The sequence below is a fragment of the Viridibacillus sp. NPDC096237 genome (genome assembly GCF_050278625.1).
Lineage (GTDB): Bacteria > Bacillota > Bacilli > Bacillales_A > Planococcaceae > Viridibacillus.
The window spans coordinates 36,757-57,027 of record NZ_JBNNTI010000014.1 but is presented as its reverse complement, the minus strand read 5'-3'; the positions used below and the strand labels follow the sequence as shown (position 1 = coordinate 57,027).

The 20,271-nt window shown below is 36.2% G+C and carries 20 protein-coding genes; 18 read left to right on the top strand and 2 right to left on the bottom strand.

Annotated elements, in window-relative coordinates:
- Position 1 precedes the first annotated feature (1 nt).
- Positions 2-217: a DUF951 domain-containing protein gene (locus tag ACQKMD_RS10110; RefSeq protein WP_427751671.1), complete on the top strand. Its 216-nt coding sequence runs from the start codon at positions 2-4 to the stop codon at positions 215-217.
- Between the two features lie 82 nt (positions 218-299).
- Positions 300-1,400: a redox-regulated ATPase YchF gene (gene ychF, locus ACQKMD_RS10105; RefSeq protein ID WP_427751669.1), complete on the top strand. Its 1,101-nt coding sequence runs from the start codon at positions 300-302 to the stop codon at positions 1,398-1,400.
- A gap of 49 nt (positions 1,401-1,449) precedes the next feature.
- Here the strand turns inward: ychF and ACQKMD_RS10100 are convergent, their stop codons facing one another.
- The gene (locus ACQKMD_RS10100; protein WP_427751667.1) at positions 1,450-2,001 is read right to left on the bottom strand and encodes a metalloprotease family protein; all 552 of its coding nucleotides are present in this window, start codon (positions 1,999-2,001) and stop codon (positions 1,450-1,452) included.
- Positions 2,002-2,171: 170 nt separating this feature from the next.
- On the opposite strand from ACQKMD_RS10100, the gene rpsF reads away from it, so the two are divergent.
- The 8 genes from rpsF to ACQKMD_RS10060 all read left to right on the top strand — a co-directional run bounded on the left by rpsF (position 2,172) and on the right by ACQKMD_RS10060 (position 9,749).
- A complete protein-coding gene (rpsF, locus tag ACQKMD_RS10095) occupies positions 2,172-2,462 on the top strand; it encodes a 30S ribosomal protein S6 (RefSeq protein ID WP_038178796.1) in 291 nt (96 codons plus the stop codon).
- A gap of 42 nt (positions 2,463-2,504) precedes the next feature.
- The gene (gene ssb / locus ACQKMD_RS10090) at positions 2,505-3,053 is read left to right on the top strand and encodes a single-stranded DNA-binding protein (protein ID WP_427751665.1); all 549 of its coding nucleotides are present in this window, start codon (positions 2,505-2,507) and stop codon (positions 3,051-3,053) included.
- 55 nt (positions 3,054-3,108) lie between these two features.
- A complete protein-coding gene (gene rpsR / locus ACQKMD_RS10085) occupies positions 3,109-3,345 on the top strand; it encodes a 30S ribosomal protein S18 (RefSeq protein ID WP_038178800.1) in 237 nt (78 codons plus the stop codon).
- 219 nt (positions 3,346-3,564) lie between these two features.
- Positions 3,565-4,506, top strand: a complete 942-nt coding sequence (locus ACQKMD_RS10080) for a YybS family protein (protein WP_427751663.1) — start codon at positions 3,565-3,567, stop codon at positions 4,504-4,506.
- Between the two features lie 13 nt (positions 4,507-4,519).
- Positions 4,520-6,496, top strand: a complete 1,977-nt coding sequence (locus tag ACQKMD_RS10075; RefSeq protein WP_427751662.1) for a DHH family phosphoesterase — start codon at positions 4,520-4,522, stop codon at positions 6,494-6,496.
- Positions 6,493-6,942, top strand: coding sequence for a 50S ribosomal protein L9 (gene rplI, locus ACQKMD_RS10070; protein ID WP_427751660.1), 450 nt, complete (start codon positions 6,493-6,495; stop codon positions 6,940-6,942). The genes ACQKMD_RS10075 and rplI overlap by 4 nt, the downstream gene beginning before the upstream one ends.
- Before the next feature lie 12 nt (positions 6,943-6,954).
- Complete coding sequence (gene dnaB / locus ACQKMD_RS10065; RefSeq protein ID WP_427751658.1) at positions 6,955-8,313, top strand: replicative DNA helicase; 1,359 nt, start codon at positions 6,955-6,957, stop codon at positions 8,311-8,313.
- 146 nt (positions 8,314-8,459) lie between these two features.
- Positions 8,460-9,749, top strand: a complete 1,290-nt coding sequence (locus tag ACQKMD_RS10060) for an adenylosuccinate synthase (RefSeq protein WP_427751657.1) — start codon at positions 8,460-8,462, stop codon at positions 9,747-9,749.
- 253 nt (positions 9,750-10,002) lie between these two features.
- On the opposite strand, the gene ACQKMD_RS10055 is transcribed toward ACQKMD_RS10060, so the two are convergent.
- Positions 10,003-10,899 (bottom strand): YitT family protein, encoded by an 897-nt coding sequence (locus tag ACQKMD_RS10055; protein ID WP_427751655.1) that lies wholly within the window; start codon positions 10,897-10,899, stop codon positions 10,003-10,005.
- A 403-nt stretch (positions 10,900-11,302) separates the two neighbouring features.
- Between ACQKMD_RS10055 and ACQKMD_RS10050 the strand changes: the two genes are divergently transcribed.
- The 8 genes from ACQKMD_RS10050 to ACQKMD_RS10015 all read left to right on the top strand — a co-directional run bounded on the left by ACQKMD_RS10050 (position 11,303) and on the right by ACQKMD_RS10015 (position 20,193).
- The gene (locus ACQKMD_RS10050) at positions 11,303-12,769 is read left to right on the top strand and encodes a peptidoglycan DD-metalloendopeptidase family protein (RefSeq protein ID WP_427751653.1); all 1,467 of its coding nucleotides are present in this window, start codon (positions 11,303-11,305) and stop codon (positions 12,767-12,769) included.
- A gap of 224 nt (positions 12,770-12,993) precedes the next feature.
- Positions 12,994-13,704, top strand: a complete 711-nt coding sequence (yycF, locus tag ACQKMD_RS10045) for a response regulator YycF (RefSeq protein WP_427751651.1) — start codon at positions 12,994-12,996, stop codon at positions 13,702-13,704.
- Positions 13,705-13,709: 5 nt separating this feature from the next.
- The gene (gene walK / locus ACQKMD_RS10040) at positions 13,710-15,533 is read left to right on the top strand and encodes a cell wall metabolism sensor histidine kinase WalK (protein ID WP_427751649.1); all 1,824 of its coding nucleotides are present in this window, start codon (positions 13,710-13,712) and stop codon (positions 15,531-15,533) included.
- Complete coding sequence (locus ACQKMD_RS10035) at positions 15,524-16,864, top strand: YycH family regulatory protein (protein WP_427751647.1); 1,341 nt, start codon at positions 15,524-15,526, stop codon at positions 16,862-16,864. Before walK ends, ACQKMD_RS10035 begins: the two co-directional genes overlap by 10 nt.
- Entirely contained in the window at positions 16,851-17,663 is an 813-nt protein-coding gene (locus ACQKMD_RS10030) for a two-component system regulatory protein YycI (protein WP_427751645.1), read from the top strand. The genes ACQKMD_RS10035 and ACQKMD_RS10030 overlap by 14 nt, the downstream gene beginning before the upstream one ends.
- A gap of 12 nt (positions 17,664-17,675) precedes the next feature.
- On the top strand, positions 17,676-18,464 hold the full coding sequence (locus ACQKMD_RS10025) for an MBL fold metallo-hydrolase (RefSeq protein ID WP_427751644.1): 789 nt from the start codon (positions 17,676-17,678) through the stop codon (positions 18,462-18,464).
- 177 nt (positions 18,465-18,641) lie between these two features.
- On the top strand, positions 18,642-19,862 hold the full coding sequence (locus ACQKMD_RS10020) for a S1C family serine protease (protein WP_427751642.1): 1,221 nt from the start codon (positions 18,642-18,644) through the stop codon (positions 19,860-19,862).
- 166 nt (positions 19,863-20,028) lie between these two features.
- The gene (locus ACQKMD_RS10015; RefSeq protein ID WP_427751640.1) at positions 20,029-20,193 is read left to right on the top strand and encodes a CxxH/CxxC protein; all 165 of its coding nucleotides are present in this window, start codon (positions 20,029-20,031) and stop codon (positions 20,191-20,193) included.
- Positions 20,194-20,271: the final 78 nt, after the last annotated feature.

The following is a 20,271-nucleotide window of genomic DNA, read 5'->3' as shown; positions in this document are numbered from 1 at the left end:
GATGGAAGCAAAAAAGTTCGAACTTGGTGATGTAGTGGAAATGAAAAAACAACATCCATGCGGTACAAATGAATGGAAAATTATCCGTATGGGTGCTGATATTCGTATTAAATGCGAGGGCTGCCAACACAGCGTGATGATTCCGCGAAGAGAATTTGAAAAAAAATTAAAGAAAATATTAATTGCTGCTAATCCATTAATAGAAGAGCAAAATTAGACTTTTACTAGATGAGTCACTATAATTAACAAGTCATGTAAATGTAATAGTGTTTTTGAAAAATTGAAAGGTTGTGAATAGAATGGCTTTAACAGCTGGCATCGTGGGTTTACCGAACGTAGGTAAATCAACATTGTTTAACGCAATTACAAAAGCAGGAGCAGAATCTGCAAACTACCCATTCTGTACGATTGATCCAAACGTAGGAATCGTTGAAGTACCCGATAACCGTCTACAAAAATTAACGGAATTAGTAGAACCGAAGAAAACTGTACCAACGGCTTTCGAATTTACTGATATTGCCGGAATTGTAAAAGGTGCTAGTAAAGGTGAGGGTCTTGGTAACAAGTTCTTAGCACATATTCGTGAAGTAGATGCAATTACACAAGTAGTTCGTTGTTTCGCTGACGATAACATCACACATGTATCAGGTAAAGTAGACCCAATCGAAGATATCGAAGTTATTAACCTTGAGTTAATTCTTGCAGACTTAGAAGCAGTTGAAAAACGCCTATCTCGTGTCGAAAAATTAGCCAAGCAAAAAGATAAAGATGCAATGGCTGAAGCACCAGTTTTAACGCGCTTAAAAGAAGCTTTTGAAGCAGAAAAACCTGGTCGTTCTATTGACTTCACTGAAGAAGAATTAAAAATCGTTAAAGGCTTCCACTTACTAACTGTAAAACCAACGCTATACGTAGCAAACGTTTCTGAAGATGAAGTGGCAAATGCAGACGATAATGAATACGTACAAAAAGTACGCGAATATGCAAAAGCTGAAGGCGCAGAAGTAATTGTTATTTGTGCTAAAATCGAGGAAGAAATTGCAGAGCTTGATGATGAAGAAAAAGCAATGTTTCTTGAAGAACTAGGTATCGAAGAATCTGGTTTAGACCAATTAATTCGTGCAGCCTACAATCTTCTTGGACTAGCAACTTACTTTACAGCAGGTGTACAAGAAGTACGTGCATGGACATTCCGTAAAGGAATGAAAGCACCACAATGTGCGGGTGTCATCCACTCTGACTTTGAGCGTGGATTTATCCGTGCAGAAACAGTTGCTTATGAAGATTTAATGGTAAATGGCTCAATGACTGCAGCAAAAGAAGCAGGTAAAGTGCGTCAAGAAGGTAAAGAATACATCGTACAAGATGGCGATGTTATGTTATTCCGTTTCAACGTATAATTTAAAAGTAAAAGACAGTGCTGGATGTATCCGGCACTGTCTTTTACTTTTAATATGTTTTATTTTTATATAAATATAATCTAGGAAACTCTGGATCATCTTTTACCCAATATGTATTTGGGTATTTTCGAAGTGCGAAGTACATAGCAAAGTCCCCTACGGCACCGGCGATCAACCATGCACCTAACACAACGAGCATACTACTATTTATACAGAGGCCAAGAACCGCTGGAATAACGCCTGTTGTCCAAAAAGGTAGTAGGAGTGCTTTTTTCATTGCCCTATTACAAATAGGCTCTTTTGTTGTTGCATACGCTACACCCATTTTCAAATTTACACCGTATTCTAATGAACGAAAAGGCACTTTACCAAAGATTATAAAGCCAATTAAATGAAAAATTTCATGTAACACAATTAAAATAAAATAATATAAGATAAATAGAAAAATACTTAAAAGTGAAAAATTTAGTTCAAATACTTGATGAATCCAACCATTTAGAAGAATAAGTCCGATCATTAAGCCAAACGTTATAATAATGTTTTGCCAAGCAATTTTTTTTAAATCTAACTCAATTATTGAAGGTTCCTCATGTTCTATCAAATTTATCACCCCTATTCTTAAGTATAATGGAAAAGACTTGGAAATGTATAGGGAAGCAGGTTGCTATATTCAAATTAATGTGCTACAATTCACTGATGTGAGTAATAAATTTACTTGCTCCTTGCCCACTGCAACTAGTAGGGCCAAAGTCCATAAGGAGGTGCTTATAGATGAAAAAGTACGAATTAATGTACATCATTCGCCCAAACATTGAAGAAGATGCGAAGAAAGCTCTTGTAGAACGCTTCAACGAAATCTTAACTTCAAACGGCGCTGAAGTCATCGAATCAAAAGAGTGGGGCAAACGCCGCTTAGCTTACGAAATCAATGATTTCCGTGAAGGTTTCTACCAAATCGTGAAAATTAACGCTGACGCTAAAGCTATCAACGAATACACTCGTCTTGCTAATATTAGTGAAGACATTATTCGCCACATTGCAGTTCGCGAAGAAGAAAAATAATCTTAATTTATAAAAATCGCAGATAAAGGAGGTTGTATTCTGATGATTAACCGAGTCGTATTAGTTGGAAGACTAACAAAAGATCCGGAACTTCGCTATACACCAAGTGGCGCAGCTGTTGCTCGTTTTACACTTGCTGTAAATAGAACATTTGCTAACCAACAAGGTGAAAAACAAGCGGACTTTATTAACTGCATCGTTTGGCGTAAACAAGCTGAAAACACTGCTAATTTCTTAAAAAAAGGAAGCTTAGCGGGCGTAGAAGGTCGTATCCAAACAGGTAGTTATGAAGGACAAGATGGTAAACGTGTTTACACAACTGAAGTTGTTGCAGATAGTGTGCAGTTCTTAGAACCGCGCGGTGCTTCAGGAGAACGTCCGCAAGGACAGCAACAGTACGGTGGACAACCATCATATGGTGGTGATCAATCTTACGGCCAAGCTCCACAACAAAACAGCTATCAACAACAACCATCTTATCAACAGAATCAATCACCTAGTCAGCAAAACTATACGCGTGTAGATGAAGATCCATTTGCTAACAACAATGGTGGTCCAATCGAAGTTTCTGAAGATGACTTACCATTCTAAGTAAAAATCCATTGCACGCAATATATACCAATATACTTAAGGAGGCGACAATACTATGGCACCACGTAGAGGAGGCCGCAAACGCCGTAAAGTTTGCTATTTTACTTCTAACAACATCAAACACATCGACTATAAAGATGTAGATTTGTTAAAAAAATTCATCTCTGAGCGCGGAAAAATTCTTCCACGCCGTGTAACTGGTACTAGCGCAAAATACCAACGTAAACTTACAGCTTCAATCAAAGTTTCTCGTATTATGGGCTTACTTCCATTCAGCACAGAAGAAAGATAAGAATTTTCAAAAGACCGGGTAACCGGTCTTTTTTTTTCACACAAAAATAACTTCCTACGACCTTATATATGCATCTAAACACACTACATAAATTCTCTCCATTGAACACCTCACTATTCATGAAAGTATAGCCTAGCGCATTTTTGTTCAAGAACATGAAACATGGTACAATAATAAGATGAAATAGAACATTGTCTTTTGAAAAAAGGAAGGTTATAGATGCCTAAAAATAAAACACAACAACTGACACAAGGGGCGATGATGACCGTATTTTTTACAGCCCTATTAGCGATTACTTCATATATTCCTATATTAACTTTAGTTACAATATGGTTCATTTCTTTTCCAATTGCTTGGTATAGTGCAATGTACGATCGCAAAGCTTCAATGATAGTAGCTGTTGTTAGTATAGGAGTCTCAATACTCGTTACAGGTATAAAGGCTTTGCCACTTGCCATTATTTTTTGTCTTGTAGGATTTTTAATTGGCGATGCACTCCGCATGAAAAGAAGCAAAGTTTATTTATTTATGACAACAGGTATTAGTGTATTACTATCCACAGCGTTTATGTATATTATCCTGGTTAAGTTTTTAAATTTGGATGTATTGAAAATTATTATGAATGTCATTCAAGAAAGCTATATAAGGTCGAATGAATTACAAAAGGCTATGCCAGGTGTAACAGCAATGACTGATGAACAGTTAGTGCAGATGTTTGATGTATTTAATATGCTAATGCCGACTATGATTACGATGACTGTATTCATAATCTCTTTTATCATCATTACAGTTAATTTGCCATTATTAAAACGTTTTGAAATAACCGTTCCAAAATTTGCACCATTTAAAGATCTTCAATTGCCTAGATCTGTTTTATGGTATTATATGCTAGTTTTAATAGTGACAGTATTTATTAAACCTGAAAGTGGTTCGTTCGCTGATACGGTATTTTTGAATTTGTCATTTTTACTGAGCACATTGTTACTACTACAGGGTATGTCATTTATTCACTACTATGTGCATGAGCAAGAATGGCCTAAATGGATTGCAATAATAAGTACTATTTTAGCGTTACCTTTATACTCGTTTGTTACGCTACTTGGTATTGTGGATTTAGGATTTAATATTCGTGCGCTTGTGACGGGAACGCCGAGAAAATAAGGAGATGAATTTTATGGGTACTTTGTTTAGAAAAAGACCAATTCGATATCCTCTTTTAATTCTGTCTCTTCTTAGTGTAGCAAGCGTTATCACATGTATAATGTGGAATCCGTTCATTGGTATTGCTTATGGTGTTGTAGTGGTATTAGCTTTAATATCGACGTGGAAAACGGAAAAAACAACCTATGAAGAAACGGAAAAACACATTGAAACTCTCTCATATCGCATGCAAAAGATAGGGGAAGAGGCCTTGCTTGAAATGCCTATTGGTATCATATTAATGGATACTCAATATTTGATTGAATGGTCGAATCCATATATGCTAGGTATTTTAGATGTAGATACATTAATGGGAGAGGAGATTTTTAATCTTTCCGAAGATCTCTATACATTGATCAAACACGATGAAAAGAACGAAATGAATATTACGCTTAGGGATCGTAAGTATCGAGCATTTTATAAACCCGAAGAAAGGTTATTATATTTCTTTGATATTACAGAGCAAGTAGAAATTGAAGCGCTATACTATGAAGATCGTTCAGTAATAGCCGTTCTATTTGTCGATAACTATGACGAAATTACACAAGGTATGGATGATCAAAATCGTAGCCAGACAAATTCACTTATTACATCGCTTATTAATAATTGGGGCACGCAATATGGTATTTTCATAAAGCGTATAGAAACTGATCGTTTTATAGCGATATTAAACGAATCTATTCTACAAGAAATTGAGAAAAAGAAATTTTCTATCTTAGATGATATTCGTGAAACTACAGCAAAACAAAGTTTATCTTTGACATTAAGTATTGGTGTTGGTGCTGGTTCGCAATCCCTTATAGAACTTGGAGAACTGGCACAATCTAGTTTAGATCTTGTTTTAGGACGTGGTGGTGACCAGGTTGCAATCAAACAACCTAATGGTAAAGTGAAATTTTACGGTGGTAAAACAAATCCTGTTGAAAAGCGTACTAGAGTACGTGCACGCGTTATTTCTCATGCACTTCGTGATTTAATACAGGATAGTGATCAAGTCTTCGTGATGGGCCATAAAATGCCTGATATGGACGCCATAGGAGCAGCCATTGGTGTTCGTAAGATGGCTCAGATGAATAAAATCGATGGTTATGTTGTAATGGATTTTGATCAAATTGATAATAGCATTATCCGCTTAATGAATGTGGTTAAGGAAAAGTCTGATCTCTATGATCGCTTTATCACCCCTGAGGAAGCATTATCGAAAATTACCGATAAATCATTGTTAGTCGTTGTTGATACGCATAAACCATCAATGACAATTGAAGAGAAATTAATGCATAAGGCTGAAAAGGTAGTCGTAATCGATCACCATCGTCGGGGAGAAGAGTTTGTAAAAAATCCAATGCTTGTCTATATGGAGCCTTATGCGTCATCGACAGCCGAGCTTGTCACAGAATTATTAGAGTATCAGCCAAAAAATGATAAAATAACAATGTTAGAAGCAACAGCACTTCTAGCAGGTATTATTGTAGATACAAAAAGTTTCACTTTACGCACTGGAGCGCGTACATTTGAAGCAGCTTCGTATTTACGTACAAACGGGGCAGATACAATTTTAGTACAACGTATACTAAAAGAAGACATTAATACGTATATTGAACGTTCTAAAATAGTTCAAACAGTAGAATTTGTACATCAAGGGCTAGCAATAGCACGTGGAGATAACGATAAGATTTATAACTCGGTTTTACTTGCACAAACAGCAGATATATTATTAACAATGAAAGATATATCAGCTTCATTTGTAGTTGCTCACCGTAATGATGGGCTCATTGGTATTAGTGCACGTTCACTAGGTGAAATTAACGTCCAGCTTGTAATGGAAGAGCTCGGTGGTGGTGGTCACTTAACGAACGCTGCATGCCAAATAGACGTAACAACAATCGATGAAGCTATTAACATGCTAAAAGAAGCAATAGAGGTAGTATTAGAAGGGAGTTCGGAATCATGAAAGTAGTATTCTTAAAAGACGTTAAAGGTAAAGGCAAAAAAGGTGAAATCAAAAATGTAGCTGATGGTTATGCACATAACTTCTTATTAAAAAATAATCTAGCTGTTGAGGCAAATCAGGCAGCAATTAGCCAATTAGATGGGCAAAAGAAAAAAGCTGAAAAAGATGCGGCTGCTGAATTAGCTGCTGCGAAAGACTTAAAAGCAAAAATTGAAGAGTTAACGGTTATACTAAACGCAAAATCAGGTGAAGGTGGCCGTTTATTTGGTGCAGTGACTACAAAACAAATTGCAGATGGTTTAAATAAACAACATGGTATTAAAATTGATAAACGTAAAATGGAATTGGCAGACGCTATTCGTGCACTAGGATTTACAAACGTACCAGTGAAGCTACATCATGAAGTGACAGCTACGCTGAAAGTGCATGTTACAGAAGAAGCGTAAGGAGAGACATATATGAACGATCCATTATTGGAACGCGTTCCGCCTCATAATCTTGAAGCTGAACAATCTGTCATAGGAGCCATTTTTCTTGAACCACAATCACTCATAACGGCTTCAGAAATTCTTCTTGAAGATGATTTCTATAGATCTGCGCATGTTAAAATCTTCTCGACGATGTTGCGTCTAAGCGATCAAGGTAAAGCAATAGACGTTGTTACAGTGACAGAGGAACTTTCCAATCATAATGAGCTAGAAGACATTGGAGGTATTTCTTACTTAACCGAACTTGCCAATGCTGTACCAACAGCAGCCAATGTCGCTTATTATGCACAAATCGTTTCAGAGAAGGCTTTATTACGGCGCTTAATTAGAGTAGCAACGAAAATTGCAGAAGATGGTTATACACGTGAAGACGAAGTAGATGCACTTTTAGCAGAAGCTGAACGTAAAATGATGGAAGTGGCAAGTCGCAAGAACGCAGGGGACTTTAAGCATGTGAAGGATGTACTTGTCCAAACATACGAAAACATTGAGCAGTTACAACATCGAAAAGGAGATGTAACTGGTATCCCTACTGGATTCCGTGATTTGGACCGCCTAACTGCGGGATTCCAACGAGGGGATTTAATCATTGTAGCGGCACGACCTTCAGTTGGAAAAACAGCATTTGCTTTAAATGTTGCTCAAAACGTAGGAACAAAAACGTCTGAAAACGTTGCTATCTTTTCACTTGAAATGGGTGCAGAACAGCTTGTTATGCGTATGATATGTGCGGAAGGTAATATTGATGCACAAGTATTACGTACAGGTGCTTTAAATGTTGAAGATTGGCGTAAACTAACAATGGCAATGGGCAGTTTATCTAAGGCTGGCATTTTCATTGATGATACACCAGGTGTACGTATTAATGAAATACGTGCGAAATGTCGCCGGTTAAAACAAGAACATGGGCTTGGCATGATTTTAATTGACTATTTGCAGCTTATTCAAGGCAGTGGTAGCGGGCGCGAAAACCGCCAACAAGAAGTATCCGAAATCTCACGCTCACTAAAAGCATTAGCACGTGAATTAGAAGTGCCTGTTATTGCTTTATCTCAGTTGTCACGTGGCGTTGAACAACGTCAAGATAAACGACCAATGATGAGTGATTTACGTGAATCCGGAAGTATTGAGCAAGATGCCGATATCGTTTCTTTCCTATATCGTGAAGATTACTACGATAAAGAAACGGAAGATGCTAATACGATTGAAATTATTGTAGCTAAGCAACGTAATGGTCCAACAGACACGGTTAAGCTTGCTTTCGTCAAAGAACATAACAAATTTGTTAGTGTTGATTGGTCGCAACATGAGCCAGCTGGAGGATATTAGAGTATATGGAACACGAACGTTTAATTACTATACATCATAGTGCGTTCGTGTTTTTGTTTGTTTTTAATTGACTATTGTCTTTTCAGTTGATACAATAAGCGTTGTTTGATTCAGGATGCTTGAAAGCGTCTGACGGAGGTGCTGGTATGACATCAGTAGTAGTAGTAGGAACTCAATGGGGAGATGAAGGTAAAGGTAAAATTACCGACTTCCTATCAAAAAAGGCAGAAGCGATTGCTCGTTATGCAGGTGGAGATAATGCAGGACATACCATTAAATTTGATGGCGAAACTTACAAGTTGCACTTAATCCCATCAGGTATTTTTTATCAAGATAAGATTTCGGTAATCGGTAATGGATTAGTTGTAAACCCTAAATCTATTGTAACGGAATTAAAAGGCCTACAAGAAAGAGGAGTAAGCACTGAAAATCTTCGTATCTCGAACCGTGCACACGTTATTCTTCCTTATCATATTAAACAAGATATTGTAGATGAAGAAAGCCGTGGAGACAACAAAATTGGTACAACTGCTAAAGGTATCGGACCTTGCTATCAAGATAAAGTAGCCCGTATCGGTATCCGTATGGCGGACTTATTAGATCGTGAAGTATTTGAACAAAAACTTCGTGAAAACTTAGCTCTTAAAAATCGCCTTTTTGAAAAGTTCTATGAAACAGAAGGGTTAAATTTTGAAGATATTTTTGAGGAATACTATAGCTATGGTCAGGAAATTGCTAAATATGTAACTGATACTTCAAAGATCTTGAATGATGTTCTTGATGAAGGTGGTCGCGTATTATTCGAAGGCGCACAAGGCGTTATGCTTGATGTCGACCAAGGAACATACCCATACGTAACTTCTTCAAACCCAGTAGCAGGTGGAGTGGCAATTGGTGCAGGAGTTGGACCATCTAGAGAAATGCGTGTTATAGGTGTTTGTAAAGCCTATACATCTCGTGTTGGTGATGGACCATTCCCAACTGAATTATTTGATGAAGTAGGTAACCAGATCCGTGAAGTTGGTCGCGAATATGGTACAACTACAGGTCGTCCACGTCGTGTTGGTTGGTTTGATAGCGTAGTAGTGCGTCATTCACGTCGCGTAAGTGGAATTACAGATTTATCGTTAAACTCAATTGATGTATTATCAGGTCTTGAAACGGTTAAAATCTGTACAGCTTATAAATACAAAGGTCAAACAATCACAGAATACCCTGCTAACCTTCACATTATTGAACAATGTGAACCGGTATATGAAGAACTACCAGGTTGGGCTGAGGATATTACAGGCTGCAGAACGCTAGAAGAATTACCAGTGAACGCTCGTCGCTATGTTGAGCGTGTTAGTGAATTAGCTGGCATTCAAATTGCTACATTCTCAGTAGGTCCAGATCGTGATCAAACAAATGTCCTTGTTGACGTTTGGGGAGAATAAGTAAAATTTAATAAATAATCAAAAAAGCGGAGGGAAATTTTCTTCGCTTTTTTTCTGTCGTCTCACTTTATAAAGCAATTGGAACAACGGTTCTATAGCACCACAAGAGAGATATAATAAGGAATATACATCACTATTTAAAAAGAGCAGATATTAGTATTGATCAAGATTAGAACTGTGAAGAATATAGCAATTAATACTTTAATATAAATAAAAAAGGTTAATTCTCATTAGAGAATTAACCTTTTTGCATTTAGTGAATATCTTTCTTCTTAAAGCGTCCACCGCGGACTTCTGCGATATTACCAATTGCGAGGAATGCATGATCATCGAGTTCTTCTACAATCGTTGTAAGTTTAGATTCCTCTAGTCGTGTAATTACCGTGAATATCACCTTTTTTCCGTCGCCAGTATATGCGCCTTCACCGATTAAGTAAGTAACCCCACGGCCTAGACGATCCATAATGGCACGACCAATTTCCTCATATTCTTCACTAATAATATAGACAGATTTCGATTCATCAAGCCCTTGAATGACTACATCAATGGTTTTGTAAGCGATGAAATATGCAAGTACGGAATACATTGCTTGTTCCCATGTGAAAACAAAACCGGCTACCGTGAAAATGACTAAGTTGAAAAACATAATGATTTCGCCGACGGAGAACGGGGAATTTTTGTTAAATAAAATAGCCATAATTTCTGTCCCATCGAGAGAACCACCGTAACGGATAACGATACCAACACCAGTGCCAAGAACAATTCCGCCAAATACTGTTGATAATAGTAAATCTTTTGTAAAAGGTTCAATTGGGTGTAATAGAATCGTAGCTATAGATAAAGTAGTAATTCCTAACGCAGTTGATAAGGCAAAAGTTTTACCAATTTGCTTATAACCTAGGAAAAAGAAGGGTATGTTCAAGAGGAAAATAAATAATCCTAGTGGTAAACCAGAAAGGTGGGAAACAATAATAGATATACCGACAATTCCACCATCTAAAATATTGTTGGGTACAAGAAATTGCTCCAAACCAATTGCCATGATAATTGCACCAATTATCACCATAATAATGCGTTTTAGTAAACGAGCTTTAGAGGTTTTCCTATTCTTGTCACGAATTTTTTTTGCTTCTGCTAAAATGTCTTCCATACTCCTGTTTGAGTCATTCAAAACTAATCTCCCCATTCTCTAAAAACTAATAATTCTACCTTAATTCTACCTTAATTTTAACGGAATTTTCAAAAATGCAAAAGTGAAAAGAGTAATATTGTAACAATAATTACAAAAAAGAAATGAGATCTTTGTATAAATAGAGAGTAGTATGGTGAATAATGCTTACAAAAATCGTCTATAATAAATAAAAACTACCTATTTTAACCCTTGAATTGCAAAAACTTCAAAATAAATGGAGTGAATTATACATTTTAGTGACATCAAGCGTAATAAGTTCAATTGGAAAATGGAATATGTTAAATTAGAGAAGCTTGATTTCGACATAACTTTTGCAATAAAATAATTGATATTTAAATCAAAAAATCGAAAGGAGCTTATCATGCGTTTGAAACGGAATAGTAGTGAGAACTTTATATTTTCTAAACGAACCCGCCAATCAACAGCAATGAAAGCAGCAACTATCGTAATATTTCTCATGTCAATAATAGGATTTAATACTAATTACGCAAATGCTAAGCAAGATGATCAGTTGCATAAAATTTATCATATATACATTAAGAATCAATACATTGGAGCAGTTTCCAATGAAAAGTTGATAGATAAACATATCGAAGACAAAGTAAAAAAGGCCAGCACCAAATACGAAAATCTCTCTCTAAATGCTGCACCAGGTTTATCTGTTATATCAGAGCAAGTTTTTCAAGAGGATATAAATGACGAAGATACTTTAAGAAAGCTAGACGATGCTTTATCAATTAAAGCTTCAGCATTTGCATTACTCATCGATGGCAAGGTGGCTGCCTATGTAAAAGACATTGATGCATATGAAGCAGCACTCCGCCAGCTTAAATTACAGTATGTTTCAGCTAAAGAGCTAAAAGTATTAGATACTATTGAAAATGCCCATAAAACTTTACCACCATTAAAGAAAAACGAAACGCGTATTGTGGATATTTCTATAAAACAATCGGTATCAGGTATGACTGAATATACAGATCCATCTAATGTATTAACTACAAAGGAAGCTGTTAAATTACTAACAAAAGGCAAGCATCAAGAGAAATCATATACCATTAAAGATGGCGATACTCTTAGTAGCATTGCAGCAAAATATAAACTTTCAACTTCTAAGCTTTTAAAACTCAATAAAAATTTAACAGATGATAAATCTCTAACAATTGGACATTCCATTAAAGTAGCAGAGTTAGAGCCTAGGATTAATATTGAACTAACAAAAGAATCGATAAAGTCTGAGAAAATAGATCATAAAACAATTATTGAGAAAGATAAAACAATGCTAACAGGTGAGAAGGAAGTAAAACAAAAAGGCTCAGATGGTAAGAAACTAGTAAGACATGTGATTACCGAGATAGATGGTAATCCAGCTTTAGAAAAAGTAATAACGCAATCTGTTATGAAGGAACCGGAAACACGTGTGATTATTAAGGGAACAAAAGAAGTACCTTCACGTGGAAGCGGAAGCTTTGAATGGCCAGCAGAAGGTGGTTATATTTCAAGTGAAATGGGCTATCGTTGGGGTGAACTACATCGAGGACTTGATATTGCTAGACCAGATGGTTTTACGATTAAAGCAGCTGATAACGGTGAAATCACATTTGCAGGTGTAGATGGGTCTTATGGCAATAAAGTAACAATTGATCATAATAACGGGTATCAAACAGTTTATGGCCATTTGGCATCGATTGATGTGGAAGTGGGACAAGTAGTAGCACAAGGGTCTAAGCTTGGGATTATGGGGACAACTGGTAATTCGACAGGCGTACACTTACATTTCGAAGTGTCTAAAAATGGAAAATTGCTTAACCCGTTAAATGTATTAAAATAAAATAGACCGATGCAGTCCATTATGAAAGTGGACTGTTTTTTTACATAGAGTTCTTTGTGAAAGAAGTCAGGATTAACATTATTCCCCGGGCAATATCAATGTGCCTGGGTTTCCAAAAGATGCACTGAAAGCTAAAGCATGATAGAGTTAAAGATATGGAATATACAAAAACTAACGTTAATTGATAACATAAATCAAATTCATATATGAAGGGAAGTATAAATGTGGACAAGACAATTTTAGTTGTAGATGATGAAAAACCGATTGCAGATATACTGCAATTTAATTTAATAAAAGAGGGTTACAAAGTTGTTTGTGCCTATGATGGTGATGAAGCACTTGAAAAAGTGGAGGAAATCAAACCAGATTTAATGCTTCTAGATATCATGTTACCAAAAAGAGATGGCATAGAAGTATGTCGTGAAGTACGAAAAAAATATGATATACCTATTATTATGTTAACAGCAAAAGACTCCGAAATTGATAAAGTATTAGGTTTAGAATTAGGGGCAGACGATTATGTGACAAAACCATTTAGTACTCGTGAATTAATAGCCCGTGTAAAAGCGAATATGCGCCGCCATCAATCAACAACAGCAACTGAAGAACAAGAAGAAACTTCAAGTGATATCATAGTTGGATCACTTGTTATTCAACCAGAGGCATATCTAGTATTAAAGCGTGATGAGGCCATTGAACTTACACATCGTGAATTTGAACTATTACACTATCTAGCAAAACATATAGGTCAAGTTATGACACGGGAGCATTTGTTGCAAACAGTATGGGGCTATGACTATTTTGGAGACGTGCGCACTGTGGATGTAACTATCCGCCGCTTACGTGAGAAAATTGAAGACAATCCAAGTCATCCGTCATGGATTGTAACACGCCGTGGCGTAGGATATTACTTAAGAAACCCTGAACAGGAGTAAGATACATGCAGAAAGTCCGTTTTTTCAAATCCGTTCACGTAAAGCTAGTACTTATTTACGTGCTATTAATTTTAATAGCTATGCAAATTATAGGACTCTATTTCGCACAACGATTGGAACTAACTTTAAAGGAAAACTTCCAAACATCTGTTTCTGATCGTCTAAAGTTAGTTACATTTAGTGTTAAAGAGGAGCTTTTAAAAGAAAGAACAGAAGCTGAGCCAACACAGGAGCAAAGCTTGAAAACGGTTTTAAGCGGACTATCCTCTGAAGATATAAGCGAAATTCGTGTTATCGATGCACGCTATCGCATTTTAGCTACATCCGATACGAGCAATCAGTCCATCATTGGACAGCGCTCGTCGGATACTTTAGTGCGCCAATCAATAGCGACCCAAACTCCTTCGGAGAAAATATTCTTAGATAAACAAACAAAAACACGAGTATGGTTATTAGCAACGCCTATTACTTCAAATGGTAAGGTCATTGGAACTGTCTATTTAAAATCAAATATTGAAAGTGTTTTTGTACAGATGAATGAGATCAATCGTATTTTGGCAGGGGGTACTGCACTTGCTTTAGCCATTACAATTATACTCGGCATTTTCATCGCAAAAACAATTACAAAACCAATATCAGATATGCGAAAACAAGCTCAAGCTATGGCGAAAGGGAATTTTTCGCGCAAAGTACGTGTTTATGGCAATGATGAAATAGGACAACTGGCAATAGCTTTTAATCATTTAACAAATAGGCTCCAGGAATCGCAATCCACAACAGAGGGTGAACGAAGAAAGCTTGCATCCGTTTTAGCTAATATGACAGACGGTGTAATTGCGACCGATCGAAAAGGTCGTATTATACTAATCAATACACCCGCACAACAGCTTTTAAAAAGTGAAGACGATGAACTAATTGGACGCCCACTTATTTCTGTTTTAGGGTTAGAAGAAGGGTATACTTTTGAAGATTTAATCCATATGAAGGATGCTGTGAATCTAGATTTTAGTTCACCAGAACGACCTTATATTTTTCGGGCAAATTTCTCTGTTATTCAAAAAGAAACTGGTTTCGTAAATGGTTTGATTACGGTTTTGCATGATATTACTGAACAAGAGAAGATTGAAATGGAGCGTCGTGAATTTGTATCTAACGTTTCACATGAACTTCGTACACCGTTAACAACAATGCGTAGCTACTTAGAAGCATTAGCTGATGGTGCATGGCGAGATGAAAATATCGCACCTACTTTCTTAAATGTTACGCAAACAGAAACAGAGCGCATGATCCGTCTTGTAAATGACCTATTACAACTATCTCGTATGGACAGTAGAGAATATGAGTTAAATGCAGATATCGTAGATTTCAATAAATTTTTTGACCGTATTATTGATCGCTTTGAAATGTCAAAATCAAAAAACGTAGAATTTCAACGACATATCTCAGATACACAATGCTATGTAGAACTAGATACTGATAAAATTACACAAGTAATTGATAATATTATTTCGAATGCATTAAAATACTCACCAGATGGTGGTAATATCCGCTTTGGAGTAACAGCACAAGAGGGAATTTTAAAAGTCATGATTTCCGATGATGGTATGGGTATACCGAAAGAAAATGTTGATCGTATCTTTGACCGCTTTTATCGTGTAGACCGTGCTAGAGCCCGTTCTATGGGGGGCACTGGACTTGGCTTAGCAATTTCTAGAGAAATGATTCATGCTCATGGTGGTAAAGTCTGGGCGGAAAGTGAGGAAGGACATGGTACAACGATCTTCTTCACATTGCCATACGAATTAGATGGGGCAGGTGAATGGGATTGAAGTATGTTGAGCAGATAAAGTCTGTAGCTCTATTCGTCCTTGTCTTTTTAAGTATTACACTTACATTTTCTATTTGGACTTACAAGCCAAACTACGACATAATGGAGCAAACGAAAGTCGTACCTATTTCAATTGACAAGCAGCGTCAATTGTCAGATATCATTAAGCCCTATCGAATGCTTTTTCATATGAATGGCAAGTGGAAAGGTACAAATGAAAATGCTAAGATGAAAACTATTTTAAGTGAAATGAAAAACTGGGAACTTTCAGATTTGACACTTGTTAGTAATAATTTAGATGATAAAAAGCTCAATGAATTAATAGGTCTGAATAATGGTATGACGTTGTTTTACACAGGCGAAATACCATTCCCTGTATTCTTTCAAAACCTATTACCCGTAAATAATAAAAAAATACCTGAAGCTGCATTCAATCGCATGATTATTGAGTGGGATAAGATAAACAATAATGAGCTTCTTGTTTTTTTTGCTAATTCAAAAAACGACAAACTGTATAAAGCTAAAATAAAAGTTCAAAGTGAAAAACATTTCCAAACTAATATAGTAACAGTGGCAAAAAGCCTCCCAAACTATCTTGAAATTAAACGTGAGGGAGCGAAGAATTTCTATTTGCCAGCAAAGGATATTAACATTCCTAAATACACTTATATAGTTGATCCAGATCCTGTTGATCGCTATAAATATGCGCTTTTTTCTAATCCTAAAATTGTGAAGCATAGTCCAGATGAAGTGACTAGTACCGAAAAGTACACAGATGACAAATCATTAATGACTATTGATGTAACAAAAAAAACACTCAATTTTGTTAATACATCCATTGTAGACAACAAAGAAAAGGAATTAGAATCTGATCTCATTTTGAATACATTTAATTTTATTAATGAGCATGGTGGTTGGACAGGTGATTTCCGTTATAACGAAGTAGATTACGGTAATCAAAAGGTTACTTATCAAATGTATTTAGAAGATCAGCCGGTCTTTAGTGACCGATTAGTGACCTTAACAGAAATTTCGACTTATTGGGGTAACGATCGCATCTCGAAGTATTACCGTCCATATTACAAGCTTGTTTCTATACCAGCAAGGAATGAAGGAAAGTTAATGTCTGGTCCAGAAGCGATTGAAAAACTAAAGGATAGAGAGGATATTAAATTTGAAGATATTGAGGAAATTCGCTCAGGTTTTAACGTAACTACAGACGTAAATCCAAATTTATTCACATTGGAGCCAATGTGGTTCTACAGCATCAATGGTAAGTGGGAACATTTATCACCTGTTATTGCAGGAGGTGAACAAATTGGATTGGAGTAAAACGAAAACAATCTTCATCATTGTATTCTCAATATTAAACGTTTTTCTTTATTCTCTTTATGTCAATCGATATAATGAGGAACAGGAAATTGAAACATATGCAGAAACAACGATAGCGGATCGCTTAAAGAGCGAGAACATTACGATTAAAGGCTTACCTGCTGAAAACCAAAAAACTTCTTATATATCTGGTCAAATCAAGCAATTTAAACCAACGGACTTCAAGAAAATTGGTGATCAACATTTTAACATCATAAATGGCCCTATGCGGACTTTAAAATTTGAAAAACCAGTATCACTCAAAAACATTGAAGATATAAGTTTGACAGAATTTATGGCAGAGTATGTTTCCGGGGGAGAAACTTATAAACTTTGGCGTATTGATGAAGAAAAAAGAGAGGCAATCTTTTTCCAAAAAATTAATAATCGCATAATCTATTTTAATAAAAATGCAATGGTAACATTGCATTGGAATAAAGACTTAGCAGTGACAGGTTATGATCAAACGATGTTGGAATCACTAGAGGCAGTTGGTGAGAAAAGCACACTATTCACTGCTATTGAAGCAATCAAAGTACTATATAAAAAAGGGTTGCTAAAGCAAGATTCGAAAATTGATAAACCACAGCTTGGCTATTCTACATTTGCTCCTTTAATAGAGACTCAAGTTCTTTCGCCAACTTGGCATATCCATGTTGTTTTTGTGGAAGGTGACGAAGCAGATTATTTCATTAATGCGGTAGATGGTCAAGTTATCGATATTCAAGCAAAAGAAGATAAAGAATTAGAAAGTGAATAAGGAGTCTTTACTATGCAGTTCAGTGTATTAGCAAGTGGCAGTACGGGTAATGCTATTTATGTAGAAAATGATGACCATGCATTTATCGTAGATGCTGGTCTAACAGGTAAGAAAATGGAGCAGCTTTTTGCAAAAGTAAATCGCGATATAAAAAAACTAAGCGGTATTTTTGTTACACATGAGCATATTGACCACATAAAAGGCGTGGGTGTTTTAGCACGTAAATATCAGATACCAGTTTACGCCAATGCAAAAACATGGGCAGCAATGGATGATAAAGTTGGCAATATTCCGTTAGAACAACGCTTCCAATTTGATATGGAAACAGTACAATCATTTGGGTCACTAGATGTAGAATCATTCGCTGTTTCTCACGATGCTGCAGATCCAATGTTTTATACTTTCCATGAGAGCGGTCGCAAACTTGTAGTCATTACGGACACAGGTTATGTCAGTGATCGGATGAAAGGAATTATCAAAGGTGCTGATTCCTTTGTTTTTGAAAGTAATCACGATGTAAGCATGCTACAAATGGGGAGCTATCCTTGGTCTACAAAACGACGTATACTAAGTGATGTTGGACATGTTTCAAACGAAGATGCCGCTGTTGCTATGAGCGAAGTTGTAGAACAAAAACAAACACGAATTTATCTTTCCCATTTAAGTAAAGATAACAACATGAAAGATTTGGCTCGCATGAGTGTGTCTCAAACGCTACAATCATGTGGTATCATGCCAGGTGAATTTGTTACGCTATTAGATACGGATGCAGACGAACCTACTAAAGTTGTAACAGTATAATAATTTGAACCTCTCTTTAAAAGGGAGGTTTTTTTATGCACTTATAGGGAAATATATACTACGAAGATGAAAAATAAAATAGCCAATTTTGAACTGATTTTTAATCCATTTTCATCTGATTTTAATGTTTGAACGATATAGTATAACTATCAGGTTTACATCGGAGGGATAATACGTATGGGATATTACGATAACATTAACGGAGAAGATAGAAGTCGTTCTAAAAAACGAAGCAGTAAAGCGGGTTATTTCTTTAGTGGATTAATTGGTGTTATTATTGGTGCTTTACTTGTTTGGCTATTAATGCCATCGATGATCGATCGTTTACCAAACGGTTCAAGTAATTCATCAAGTGCAATTGGTACAAGTAATAACACAACTAAGCAAGTGGCAACTGAAGTAACAACAGATGTAACAGGAGCAGTCGATAAAGTTGCGGGAGCGGTTGTCGGCATTACGAATATCCAAGAATCTGAAAAAGATTTTTGGAACCAAGCTGAACCAACTACCCAAGAAGCTGGTAGTGGATCAGGAGTCATTTATAAAAAAGATGGTGACACAGCATATATCGTAACTAATAATCACGTAGTTGAAGGCGCTAAACAATTAGAAGTGACATTAGCAGATGGTTCAAAAGCAGAAGCAAAACTAATTGGTAAAGACGTTTGGACGGACTTAGCGGTCATCTCCATTTCAAGCAAAAAAGTTAATACTGTTGCTACATTCGGTAACTCTGAAGTTCTAAAACAAGGGGAGACAGTTATTGCAATTGGTAACCCATTAGGCCTTGATTTTTCTGGTTCTGTTACAACAGGTGTCGTATCGGGTAAAGATCGTACAGTACCAGTGGACTTAAATGGGGATGGTGTACCAGATTGGCAAGCAGAAGTATTACAAACAGATGCAGCTATTAACCCAGGTAACAGTGGTGGTGCTCTTGTAAACCTTGCAGGTGAAGTAATTGGTATAAACTCAATGAAAATTTCTGAATCGAAAGTTGAAGGTTTAGGTTTTGCAATTCCGATTAATTCAGCAATACCAGTTATTAATGAGCTACAAAAATCAGGTAAGGTAGAAAGACCATCTATGGGTGTGTCATTAGTTGACTTAACGAATGTTCCTGCATTCCATCAAAGTCGTACTTTAAAATTACCAGCTGAAATAACGGAAGGCATTGTTATTAGTAGTGTCGTTAAAGGTTCTTCAGCAGAAAAAGCAGGTTTAGAACAGTATGATGTTATCGTTGAGATTGATGGTCAAAAAGTAGAAAATTCAATTGATTTAAGAAAACATCTATACAATAAGAAAAACGTAGGCGATAAATTGAAAGTGAAAGTATATAGAGCTGGGGAAATAATTGAAAAAGAACTAATTTTAACGAATAGTACAACAAGTTAACCTTGTGGATAATAGAAATTAATTACAAACGTATCAACAGCGAGCAGGAAACGTGAAACCACGACTTTCCTGCTCGCTTTTACTTTGTTACAATAGATTGTGGATAACATCGACCAAATTGTGTATAAGTTTGCAGGAATTTTGAAAATTGAAAGGATGAAATATTTTGAAAATATACAGCTGTGAAACGCATATAGGACACGCTTTAGACATGTTCGTGGCAGACCAAAAAGAGGTTCCAGTATTTGAAATGGTAACAGATGAAGAAAAGTTATCCACAAGTTGTACTTATTGTGAAGAGGTAGCAACATATGTTGTGGCGAACGAATGAACGCCCACAAGATATTGATTCACCTTGTGGATATGTGTATAACTTCTGTGGATAACGTGTTTGTAAATTTAATGTGAA